Source organism: Johannesbaptistia floridana, assembly GCF_057440575.1.
In genome coordinates this window covers 1-12,255 of record NZ_JALKVM010000362.1, presented here as the reverse complement: position 1 = coordinate 12,255, position 12,255 = coordinate 1, and the positions used below count along the sequence as shown (strand labels likewise).

The window sequence follows — 12,255 nt, the reverse complement described above, 5'->3', positions numbered from 1 at the left end:
TGCCCTAGCTGTTTTTAGCGTCAAGGAATAACAAAAGCAAAAAATGTACAGGTAGCAAAACCTGTACACAATTGCTGATTGTGTATCTACTTACTAGCAGTGACTTTGCGAATTTCTGAATAAAAAGATGTTTTTGTCCAACCCTGTTGAGATTCTATTAAGCTAGTACGTAAGCGTAAATTAGGACTAGCAAACCAAATACGTTCTTTGATAGTTATCTCCGGGAGTTCTGTAACTAAAGTTACAGCTTCATCTTCACCAATAGAATACTTACCCTGTAATTTTTGTTGTTGAGAGATACTAGAGGTTTGTAAGAGGCGACCTTGGTTAGTTGTTTCGGGAATTGGGATAACTAGGGAAAATCCTGTTTGTTTTGGTTTACCCCAATCTACAGAATTATTCCAATCTGAGCGTATACCACCAACACTTAAACTAGCATCTAGAGAATGCTCCTCACATACCTTAAGAATCTGTGTATCTTTTGATTCAAGTAGGGTTATGGTAATTTCTGACTTACTGTTTTCAGTTTTTTCCGGGTTGAGAAGATAACTAGTGCGTTGACAAAACCAATTTCCTGCACATAACTCTAAAAACTCTCGAATCTCCATGTAATTATCATAAATTTATTTGCTTTACCTTTTTGATTATATAGTCTCTAAGCTAAAATTTAATGGATTTATCGTTTGAGAAATTAATTGAAAAGCATCGGCGCCAGGAAGAGGTTTAGAAAAAAGATACCCTTGTCCAAATTCACAATTTAGAGATTCTAAAATTTCTAGATGAATTTCTTCTTCTATTCCTTCTGCTACTACATTCATATTTAAACTGTGTGCCAAAGAAATAATCATTTTAACTGTCTCTATCTTCTGATAACTGAGGTTTTTGATAAATGATTTATCTATCTTGAGAGTGGTAATAGGAAACTCATGAAGACGACTCAAAGAAGAATAACCTATGCCAAAGTCATCGATACAAATATCTAAACCTATAGCTTTGAGTTGATGCAAAACTTCAATATCTCTAGATACATTTGATAATATACAGCTTTCTGTTAATTCCAGTTTTAGGTTATTGGGATTAACCTGATATTGTTCGATAATGTCTTGGAGATTTTCAACTAGGTTAGGTTGCCGTAGTTGTATAGCAGAAAAATTAATATTAATTACTAAATCATCACATCTCAACTCTTTTTGCCAGATATGTAGTTGCTGACATACTTGGCTGAATACCCATTTTCCCAATAATTTAATAAAGCCTGTTTCTTCCGCTATAGGAATAAACTCATTGGGTGGAATCCAACCTAATTTAGCATTATTCCATCTAATCAAAGCTTCAAAACCAACTAACTTTTTAGTAGACAGAGAAAAAATTGGTTGATAATGTATAGCAAATTCTTGATTATCTATTCCTTGGTAAAGGGCATTTTCTATTCCTAATCTGAAGCAAATATGTTTTTGCATCATCCTATCAAATATTTTATAGCATCCTTTTTCATCAGTTTTACTGCGATACATGGCAATATCTGCATCTCTTAGCATTTCTTCAGGATATTGATATTTGATGTTATTAAAAGCTACACCCATACTTGTAGTCAAAGAAAATTTATGTTTATTTGACTGGAGAAAATTATTGAGTTTAGCTTGAATTTCTTGAGCTATTTTTATACCTTGGTCAATGCTATCTAAGTTATTGAGCAAAACCACAAACTCATCTCCCCCAAGACGTGCTACTCTATCACCATAACTATGTCTAATATATTTGTGAAGTTCCTTACTAACAGATTTAAGTAGTAAATCGCCTTCTAAATGTCCTAAACTATCATTAATTATTTTAAAGCGGTCTATATCTATAAATAAAATGCCAAATAAATAATTACTGTTTTGTTTACTAATTTCTAGAGAATCTTCTATTAGCTTAATTAAATATGCTCTATTTGGTAAACCCGTTAGATAATCGTGAGACGTTTGATATAGTATTCTTTTTTGTAAATTATCTAACTCTTTTTGTTGTATATGGATTTTTTGAATATATTCAACTGCTTGATTCAAAGTGCTTATTAAATCTTCTAACTCAAAAGGTTTAGTTAAAAAATCAAAAGCCCCCCGATTCATTGCTGCCTTAATATTTTTAATATCAGTATTTTTAGAAATAACTATAGTTACACAATTTCGATTGATTTTTTGTAAATTTTCTAAGAAACTGAGACCATCAATCTCTGGAGTATTTAAGTCAGTAATAATAATTTTAATAGAAGTATCTTCTTCTAGCTTGTTTAATGCTTCTTTGCCATCAAAGGCACGAACTAAGGAGTAATTACTATAATTAATATATCGTTTCAGGGTTTTTTGAACTAATAATTGGAATATCGGTTCATCATCTACTATTAATATTTTATTATTGATCATTTTCTCAACTCCCGGGTAGATTGGTAATAAATTCTTATTTTGATATTTTGTAGTTGATTCGCAAAACTCATATTTCATATTTTCACTGTTATACCATACTTTAAAAATTAACCTATACAACTTTTTGTAGATTAATTTAGTTGTCAAGGAAGAAAAACAATTAGCATTTTACCTAATACCTAATACCTAATACCTAATACCTAATACCTAATACCTAATACCTAATACCCCCTCTAAACTAGTTTGCGTTGCCTTAACTCATATCTTCCACCAGAACTTATGTACTAATTTTTAAGGAAAAATGTTCTTTATGGTTAATTCTCTATAATCTTTGTCTCCTAGGGGTTTAACATCAATTCTTTTACTTCAAAACTTCAAGACTTATTACTTCAAAACTCAACCTCCACCAGTAACTTTGGGTAAAGATGCAAGATCTGAGCTTAAGTTGGTAGTCGTTGTGCTTATCGCTACCAGCACAGGAGATGAATTTTGGTGATTAGATTCAACTATTTTAAGCATATTATTCATGGACTGAAAACTTTTTTACATTTTTCCATATAATTGTAAAACATATAACTTTGATGTTTCATTTTCTGTATCTATATTGACAAAAATTCTCTTGAAATGCTTATATCGACTTGTGCTGATGCTGAATCTACATAGGAACTTGACCTCACATCTTGCATCAAAACCCAAATGTTACTGGTGGTGGATGAATAATGAGTTTTGAAGTTTTGAAGTTTTGAAGTTTTGGAGTTAAAGAATTAATGCTAAACTCTTAAAAGGAGGCTCCGAGTTAGGTACAACCTCATGAGTCCTTTGAAATGCTATATATAAAAATAGCCATTTTAGTAGTTATGAAAATGTTTAACCTTAATTTTACTCAACTCATCCTGACCATGGGGATAATTCCAGCCACTTTCATTAACTTTGATGGTAATTATTTAGAATATGGGATATCCCCTAATTATGGTGATAAGCACAAATTATCGTTGATAGGGAACAGGAAAGGAGAAAATGTAACAAGTAATATAATTAACCATATCAATCTAGTTAACGTTATCTTAGCTCAAAATTCTCAACAACAGACTAATGAGGAGTTAGAAAGTTTACAATCAGCTTTAATGAATGATGAATTTGAACAGGCACAATTACTAATTACTAGTATTGAATCTTTTAACGAAGTTGAAAATCTAGAGCCAATCCTAGCATTATTTATTTTTAAATATCCTCATGATAACGACAAATTGGCGCTAATTGAAAATCTCTTAGCTAAAGGAATTGATGTTAATCGTCCTTATCAGCAATCGGATATTATGGCTTTATGGGCTAAAGTAATTACTGTTTATCCTTTACAAATTGCTGTAGAACAACAAGATTTAAATTTAGTCAAATTTTTATTAGATAATGGGGCCAATGTCAATGCTGATAATGAGTTTTTATGTGATGATTATGGAAATGAGTGTAACAGAGTAGGTTGGTTTAGGAGTGAACAGAATATTAGTGGAAATGCACTGCATTTAGCGGTGAGAATGAATAATTTAGAAATAGTTAAGTTACTTTTAGCATCAGGAGTCGATATTAATCAGAAAGATAAAAAGAATCAAACTGCTTTAGAAATTGCTGAAGCTAATCAAAACCAGGAAATAATCACTATTCTTAGAGACTATAAAAATACGACAAATACTAAAAATACCAAGAAAAGTTAATTAAACAAGCTATTTTACAAGTTAAAAAAGGAGAAAATAAGGAGAAAATATAAATATCAAATGATTATTGAATGGAGTGAAGAAGATAACTGTAATAGCATACAATAAAATGTTTATACACTTTTGCCTCAAAGCCTCAAAACTTAGTGTTTACAAACTATTCCTAGTTTTAGCAATTTCCCAAGAAAGAAAAATAACTGGAATAACTCCTACCAAAACAATAGCTAAAGCAGGTGCTGCCGCTTCAACTAATCTCTCATCAGAAGCATATTGATAAACGCGAATAGCCAAAGTATCGAAGTTAAAAGGGCGCATAACTAAAGTTGCTGGCAACTCCTTCATCACATCAACGAAAACCAACATCACGCCAGTGAGAATTCCTCCCCAAAGTAAGGGAATATGTACAGATAGCAAAATTCTCAGAGGATTGTATCCTAAACTACGAGCTGCATCATCTAAATTGGGTTTAATTTTTTGTAGACTAGATTCAACAGTACCCAAAGAAACCGAGAGAAAGCGAACTAAATAGGCAAAAATTAACCCAGTAATTGTTCCTGACAAAATTAAACCAGGAGAGATATTAAAGATTCTATCTATCCAAGTATCTATAAAATTATCTAAACGTCCTAAGGGTATCAAAACACCTACAGCAATTACAGAACCAGGGATAGCATAACCCATTCCGGCGACTCTTACGGCCCAATTAATTAATTTTTTTGGTTGTAATCTTTGTCCGTAGGCAACAACTAAAGAGATAATAATAGCAATAACTGCGGCGATGATAGCTAAAATAAAACTATTAGTGGCTAAATTGACAAACTTTTCTTCAAAAGCATTTTCCCAATTATTAATAGTCATCTGCAATAAATATAAGCCAGGAAGGAGAAAACCAAAAGCTAAGGGTAAAAAACAAACTACCCAGGCGATCGCCCCTTGAAGATAATTGAGTTGATATTTAGAACTATTTTGTTTAATGTTAGCGGTTTGATAATAACGGGCTTGACTCCGAGACCATCTTTCTAGGACAATCAAAACTAAAATAAACACCATCAAAAATGCGGCTAATTGGGCTGCCGCTACCCTTTCTCCCATCCCCAACCAAGTGCGATAAATACCAGTAGTAAAAGTATTAACGCCAAAATAAGCCACTGTACCGAAGTCGTTGAGGGTTTCCATCAATACTAAAGCTAATCCTGCTATAATTGAGGGACGTGCTAAAGGTAGAGCTACTTTCCAAAAACCACCCCAGGGACTGCAACCAAGGGAACGACTAGCTTCTATTGTTACCTGAGATTGTTCTAAAAAAGCGACTCTAGCCAGGAGATAAACGTAGGGATAGAGGACTAGAATCATCATGGCGATCGCCCCCCACAGGGAACGAATATTTGGAAACCAATAATCTTGTACCGTCTGCCAACCAAATATATTCCGTAGAGTAGTTTGCACTGGGCCAAAATAGTCCAGCATATTAGTATAAGTATAAGCTAACAAGTAGGCAGGGGCGGCTAAAGGTAGTAGTAGAGACCATTCAAACACCCGCTTTCCCCAAAACTTACACATAGTCACTAACCAAGCTGTAGAAACTCCCACAATTAATACACCGATACCCACTCCCACCATCAACCATAAAGAGTTAGTAATATAACTCAATAAGACTGTAGAAGCTAGATGTTGCCAAATTTCCCCAGCATCGGTAAAGACGCTGCCGAATATAAATAAGATTGGTACAGAAATTAAAGCGGCGATAATAAGTATGACTATCGTCCAAAACTGAAGTAGCATTTAAGTTTAAGTTGCCAATTCCCCTTCTTGATTTTCCCTTCGATTGCGCCACCATCCCAATAAAGTACTAGCGATAAAAATACTAGAATAGGAACCACAGATAAAACCAATTATTAAGGCTAAAGCGAAGTATTTTAAAGTTTCTCCCCCCAATAAGAAAATAGTTATCAGAGGTAAAATAGTAGTTATGCTGGTATTAATTGAACGAGATAGAGTTTGATTAACTGATAAATCTACCACCTCATTCATCGCTAATTCTGGTTCTTGATCTTGAGTTTCCCGAATGCGATCATAGATTACCACCGTATCATTAACTGAGAATCCAATAATAGTCAGTAACGCTACTAAAAACAGACTATCTACTTCTATACCACCAATCAAACCCAAACAGGCAAACACGCCCATAGTAATCAAAGTATCATGAAAGAGGGCTAAGATTGCAAAAAGTGCGTAATCGAATTGAAACCTAATAGTTAAATAAGCAATAATCCCAGCAAAGGCCACTATCAAAGCCAAAAATCCCGAGATAAATAGTTCTTTACCTATTGTCGGACCTACTGTATCAATTTGTGTCTTTTCAACGTCAAAAGTTCCCAATTCTGCTTCTAGTTGTTTAATTAAATTACTTCTTTGGTCTACATCTAGAGTTTTAGTCCGAATTGATAAACCGTAGTCCTCAACTACTTGAATACTACTATCTGCCAAATTTGACTCAGCGAGAATATCTCTAACTACACCAGTTTCTATAGGTTGATCGCAGTTATTAGGGATATTGCAATCTTTATCTAATTGTAGACGAGTACCACCGATAAAGTCTAATCCGGGGCGTAGGGGAGCATTTAGCTGAGACCATGATAACCCCATAGCCAGGAGACTGCCAAGGAGTGCGATCGCCGATATACTCCACCATAAACGTTGCCATTTAGTTACTTGTATTTTCATTTGATAAAATAGCTTTTAAGATTTTGCAGTAACAGTTAAATTAGGACAAAACAGTTCTGGTTTTTGTCTAACTTTTGGTAATCCCAACACGGTAATTAATAGTAAAGTGCGGCTACAGGTAACGGCTGTAAACATACTAACCGCCACTCCGATACCCAAAGTTAGAGCAAAGCCTTTTACTAAGCCTGAACCCAACCAAAACAGAGCAAAACAAGCGATCAGAGTAGTCACATTACTATCTAATATACTAGAAAATGCGCGATAAAAGCCTGATTCTACTGCTCTATATAAACTTTTTCCCTTACGCAATTCTTCTCTAGTGCGTTCAAAAATCAACACATTGGCATCTACTGCCATACCGATACTGAGAATAAATCCAGCGATACCCGGTAAAGTTAGAGTAACATTTGCCAAAGTAAAACAAGCCAGAGTCAAGATTGTATAGATAACCAAAGCGATATCAGCAATAACACCCGGCAGACGATAATAAGCGATCATAAAAGCCAAGACCAAGATTAATCCCCCCAATCCAGCATATATACTGCGTCTAATACTATCTCTTCCCAAAGTTGCCCCTACTGTTCTATTTTCCACAATTTCTACCGGGAATGGTAAAGCACCTCCATCGATTTGAACAGCTAAATCACTAGCGCTATCGAGAGTAAAATTACCATTAATTACCGCTCTACCTCCGGTTATGCCTGTAGCGGCGAATTCTGGACCTACTACCGGGGCACTCAATAGGGCATCATCTAAGAATATACCTAAACCGCGACCTGTTCCAGCTATTTCTTTAGTTAAATCAGCGAACTTTTTAGCTCCATCTTGATCAAAGATAATCGCCACTTCCCAAAGATTTCCCCCTGTTATCGGCTGAGGATAAGCATCGGTTAAATTTTTCCCTGTCAACCCAATTGGTTCAAATAATTCCAAAATTGCTTGGTTAGAAGACTTAAGCGATTCTGTTAATTCGCCTATTTCCTCACTATAGGTGCTAGGGTTTTCACTTTGGCGAATCAAATCTAGTTGGAATTGTGTTTGGGATCTTATTTGTAATTCTACCCCTAGTTGTGTTTCTGTTCCTGGTTTTTGTTTGCGAAATTCCAGTTTAGCCGTGCCTCCTAATACCCTTTCTGCTTCTTCTGGGTCATTTACACCGGGTAGTTGTACTAATACTCGATTATCTCCTACAGTTTGTACTACTGATTCGGCGGCACCCAAACTGTTGATTCTCTGTTCTAATACTCTTTTGAGAGAGTTGAGAGATTCTGAGTCGATAGTTTGATTATCTTCTGTAGGTTGTGCCTCTATAGTTAATTGTGAACCTCCTCGGAGGTCTAATCCTAATTGGGGAGGAATTTTCCATAAAATAGCGATCGCCCCCAATGTTAATAATAAGATTAGAATAATTAACAAACTTTGTTTTTGCATTCTCTTTCTAGTTACTGCTTTTTGTAAAACTATTTTAGCTTTTTTTGGTTGCTAACCTAATACTCAGATCTTGCATCTTTACCTAATGTTACTGGTGAGGGTTGAGTTTTGAAGTAATAAGTAATGAGTAATGAGTAAGAGAATTAATGCTCAACGCTTAAAAATTGATTCTCGCCTCTTGGCCAATTTCTATACTTTTGTATTTGCGTGCTTTGATATGAGGAAAGAGCAAAGGCACAATTAACTAATAACTTATCTATATGGCTATATAACTGACGCAAATAAAAGAAGAATTTGGCGATCGCCTTTGAAATGGTAAGGTGGACTAACATCAACCCAACCTACTGGCTAATGATTCAGTCAATTGTTGGGTTTCGTGACATGGGCCCAACCTACTAGCTATATGGCTATATAACTGACGCAAATAAAAGAAGAATTTGGCGATCGCCTTTGAAATGTTAAGGTGGAGTAACATCAACCCAACCTACAGGCTTATAACAGATTTAGTAGGGTGTGTTAGGGCGCAGCCCGTAACGCACCAAACATGAGTCTTGAAGTAATGAGTAATGAGTAATGAGTAAGAAGGTAGCCAGTAGGTTGGGCCCTTGGTCACGAAACCCAACACTATAAAAGTAGTTGTATTTGTAGTAATTGTAGGGTGTGTTAGGGCGCAGCCCGTAACGCACCGTTAGATGAGTCTTGAAGTAATGAGTCTTGAAGGTAGCCTGTAGCCTGTAGGTTGGGCCCTTGGTCACGAAACCCAACAACTCACACCAAAGCATCAAAACCCTAATGTTACTGGTTGTGGATGAGTAATGAGTTTTGAAGTAATGAGTTTTGAAGTAATGAGTAATGAGTTAATGCGATCGCGCTTAAAAATTGATTCTCCCTTGTCGGCCAATTTCTGTACTTTTGTACTTGCGTGCAAGATATGAGGAAAGAGGAAAGATACAATTAACTCATAACTAATCTATATGGCTATATAATTAATTGGTTAACCCAAGAATTTGGCCATCGCCAGCTATTACTTCTCCTAGGAGAAAACCTTCTATATTCTCACTTTTTAACAATTCTAAGGTGGTTGTAACTTGGTCTGGGGGTAAAATAATCACAAAACCAATCCCCATATTAAAAGTACTAAACATTTCTGTTAAATTCACTTGACCCATTGTTGCTAACCAAGAGAAGATTTCAGGAATCTCCCAACTAGCCCTATTTATTTGCACAGATTGTTGGTGATTGAGACAACGAGGTAAATTCTCAGGTAAACCTCCCCCAGTAATATGGGCCATGCCATTGATTTTAACTCCTGCTTTGATGAGTTTTAATACTGGTTTTACATAAATAGAAGTAGGAGTGAGAAAAATTTCTCCTAAACTGGAATTGGGAGCAAATTCTGGTTGATGAGACCAATCTAAACCAGAATCAGCAACAATTTTGCGTACTAGACTAAATCCATTGCTATGTACTCCACTACTAGGAAGGGCGATCGCCTGGTCCCCAATTTTTACCTTTTTACCGTCTATAATTGCTGATTTTTCCACAATCCCCACACAAAACCCTGCTAAATCGTATTCATCTTCTTGGTAGAGACCCGGCATCTCAGCAGTTTCTCCCCCTAGTAAAGCACAGTTACTCAAACGGCACCCCTCTACAATACCCCTCACTACTTCTGCTAATTGTTCTGGTTTAAGCTTTCCTGTGGCTAGATAATCAAGAAAAAATAACGGTTCTGCTCCTAATGTTAGTACATCGTTAACACACATTGCTACTAAATCTTCACCGATGGTGTGATGAGAGTTAACTGTTTGAGCGATTTTCAGTTTTGTTCCTACGCCGTCAGTTCCCGATACTAATACTGGTTGGTGATAACCTGATGGTAATTCAAAACAGCCTCCAAACCCCCCTAAACTGCCCAGGACACCGGGTCGATAAGTACTCTCAATACCTTGTCGTATTTTTTCAATAAAAGTGCGTCCTGCTTGAATATCCACGCCTGCTTGTTGATAATCCATAAGTGATGATTCCAATCTAAGATAAAATTAACAATAAGTTATGCAGAGAATTTAGTTACTAAACGTAACGGAATAATTATGAAAATAACAAAAAAATTTCTATTGGTTTTGGTTTTGGCAGTTATGCTATCTTTAGGGAGTTGGGCCGTTTCTCTTCCTGTTCAAGCTTTAACTTCTCTCTCTCTTTTTGATCTTTCCTATAGAGATTGCCCTCAAGAAATAGGGGAGGGGACTGTTACTAGTGGTGGTGCTTCTCTTCCCGTTAATTGTTTTATTGTTTTTGGTAAAGTACAAAATAAGTCAGGTAAAACAGTAGTAGATGCGGATGTTTTCGGTCGCATTTATGATGCCAATCACAATTCAGTTTTTGAGAATCGGGGAAGAGTTGGCACCATCCTAGAAGTTCCCCCAGGCGTTAGCGATTTCGAGATTAGGATTTCTGTCCCAGCAAGTCAACCAACGCCCCTGCAATTAGAACAGTTCAAAGCTTCTGGTTTTACTTATAGAGTTCGTCCTTTTTATTACGAAGATTAGCTCAAAGTTTAGTTAACCAAGGTAGTTAATTATAGAAAAGAAGCAACTATTCGAAGAGCAAAAATCGCCAGAATGGGGGAAATATCTATTCCTCCCAAGGGTGGAATGAAGGAACGAAAGATATTTAAGTAGGGATCAGTAATAGGACTGAGAAAAGAAATTGCTTGGGCGGCAAATTCCGCCGTTTGGAACCAACTTAGTAATATACGAATAAAGATTAATACTAAGTAGATGTTGATGAAGTTAGCTAGGCTCGTAGTCAGTAATTCAGTAGCACTCATGAATAAAAAATTTTCCTTGATGAATATTAAATTTACTTGATTCTTTATTTTAGCTTAGTTTTACCCACAAAGTAATGACGGGAACAGGGAAGAAAATGTAACAATCATAATAATTTACCCCATAATCACGAAAGATGCCACATTTTTCCTTTTTCATTAAGACAAACAGTTAAAACCTTTTTCCTTTTTCAGTTTACGGTCAAAAGTAGTGGTGTGTGATGCTCCTGATTGAATAGCGATCGCACCAATAAGATAATCTGAAAAATCGGCAGTTCCTTGTTTTGTCCGTTGTAAAGCCTGATAAAAAGCTGAACGATTTTCAAACTCAAAACTCACGCAAGACAACATCGCTTCTAAGGTTTTGACAATATCCTCTTTAGTATATTGATACGCTTCCCCTTTTAACACCGATACTATTTCACACAAAACTATATTAGTAATAAAGCACTGTTCCTCACTTTCAATTATTTTTCCTGCTTGCTGCCATTGAGCTTCATCATCTTTGGTTAGGTAACGGATCAAAACATTTGTATCAAGTCCAATCACTGGCTCCCTTCCTGATTGCTTCCTCCATTTCCTCTAAGGTGACGACCTTTTTTTTCTTCCGATCTAACATTCCTGATAAAGTTTTAGCATTGGTCACTAGGGGAATGATTTTGACTTCTCCAGTTTCGGTGATCACAAAATCTACCTTCGTTCCTGTTTCCAGTTTTAAATAGTCTCTAATCTCCTTCGGAATTGTTACTTGCCCTTTACTTGTTATTGTGACAGTTACCATTACTTTCTTCCTTTCTTTTTTTCCTTACTTTATTGTCAGGAATCTAGAGAAAATTATCAATGTTCATTTTCAAAGGCGATCGCCAAATTCTTCTTTTATTTACGTCAGCCAGTAGGTTGGGTTGAGGTCACGAAACCCAACAAGGTACTTGGTTACTACATTTTACCATTTCAAAGGCGATCGCCAAATTCTTGGTTTGTTTTTTGGTTATATAGCTATATAAATAAGCCAGTAGGTTGGGTTGAGGTCACGAAACCCAACAAGGTACTTGGTTACTACATTTTACCATTTCAAAGGCGATCGCCAAATTCTTGGTTTGTTTCTTGGTTATATAGCTATATAAATAAGCCTGTAGGTTGGGTTGAGGTCACGAAACCC

The 12,255-nt window shown here is 35.8% G+C and carries 11 protein-coding genes; 2 read left to right on the top strand and 9 right to left on the bottom strand.

All coding sequences use genetic code 11. The features are described from left to right. Positions 1–86: 86 nt before the first annotated feature. Complete coding sequence (locus MW688_RS20025; protein ID WP_486737778.1) at positions 87–608, bottom strand: phycobiliprotein lyase; 522 nt, start codon at positions 606–608, stop codon at positions 87–89. A gap of 36 nt (positions 609–644) precedes the next feature. Continuing rightward, positions 645–2,405 (bottom strand): putative bifunctional diguanylate cyclase/phosphodiesterase, encoded by a 1,761-nt coding sequence (locus MW688_RS20020; protein ID WP_486737777.1) that lies wholly within the window; start codon positions 2,403–2,405, stop codon positions 645–647. Between the two features lie 824 nt (positions 2,406–3,229). Between MW688_RS20020 and MW688_RS20015 the strand changes: the two genes are divergently transcribed. Beyond that, a complete protein-coding gene (locus MW688_RS20015; protein WP_486737776.1) occupies positions 3,230–4,114 on the top strand; it encodes an ankyrin repeat domain-containing protein in 885 nt (294 codons plus the stop codon). Positions 4,115–4,264: 150 nt separating this feature from the next. Here MW688_RS20015 and MW688_RS20010 read toward each other — a convergent pair whose 3' ends face one another. The 4 genes from MW688_RS20010 to purM form a co-directional block, all read right to left on the bottom strand. Then, the gene (locus tag MW688_RS20010) at positions 4,265–5,896 is read right to left on the bottom strand and encodes an ABC transporter permease (protein ID WP_486737775.1); all 1,632 of its coding nucleotides are present in this window, start codon (positions 5,894–5,896) and stop codon (positions 4,265–4,267) included. Positions 5,897–5,902: 6 nt separating this feature from the next. Beyond that, positions 5,903–6,838: a protein translocase subunit SecF gene (gene secF / locus MW688_RS20005; protein WP_486737774.1), complete on the bottom strand. Its 936-nt coding sequence runs from the start codon at positions 6,836–6,838 to the stop codon at positions 5,903–5,905. A gap of 15 nt (positions 6,839–6,853) precedes the next feature. Continuing rightward, on the bottom strand, positions 6,854–8,269 hold the full coding sequence (gene secD, locus MW688_RS20000) for a protein translocase subunit SecD (protein ID WP_486737773.1): 1,416 nt from the start codon (positions 8,267–8,269) through the stop codon (positions 6,854–6,856). Positions 8,270–9,255: 986 nt separating this feature from the next. After that, a complete protein-coding gene (gene purM, locus MW688_RS19995) occupies positions 9,256–10,284 on the bottom strand; it encodes a phosphoribosylformylglycinamidine cyclo-ligase (protein WP_486737772.1) in 1,029 nt (342 codons plus the stop codon). 84 nt (positions 10,285–10,368) lie between these two features. On the opposite strand from purM, the gene MW688_RS19990 reads away from it, so the two are divergent. Beyond that, positions 10,369–10,818: a hypothetical protein gene (locus MW688_RS19990; protein WP_486737835.1), complete on the top strand. Its 450-nt coding sequence runs from the start codon at positions 10,369–10,371 to the stop codon at positions 10,816–10,818. A gap of 29 nt (positions 10,819–10,847) precedes the next feature. Here MW688_RS19990 and MW688_RS19985 read toward each other — a convergent pair whose 3' ends face one another. From MW688_RS19985 to MW688_RS19975, 3 genes are all read right to left on the bottom strand, one after another. Next, complete coding sequence (locus MW688_RS19985) at positions 10,848–11,099, bottom strand: YggT family protein (protein ID WP_486737771.1); 252 nt, start codon at positions 11,097–11,099, stop codon at positions 10,848–10,850. Between the two features lie 156 nt (positions 11,100–11,255). Further along, the gene (locus MW688_RS19980) at positions 11,256–11,645 is read right to left on the bottom strand and encodes a type II toxin-antitoxin system VapC family toxin (RefSeq protein WP_486737770.1); all 390 of its coding nucleotides are present in this window, start codon (positions 11,643–11,645) and stop codon (positions 11,256–11,258) included. After that, a complete protein-coding gene (locus tag MW688_RS19975; RefSeq protein WP_486737769.1) occupies positions 11,632–11,877 on the bottom strand; it encodes an AbrB/MazE/SpoVT family DNA-binding domain-containing protein in 246 nt (81 codons plus the stop codon). The genes MW688_RS19980 and MW688_RS19975 overlap by 14 nt, the downstream gene beginning before the upstream one ends. Between the last annotated feature and the right edge of the window lie 378 nt (positions 11,878–12,255).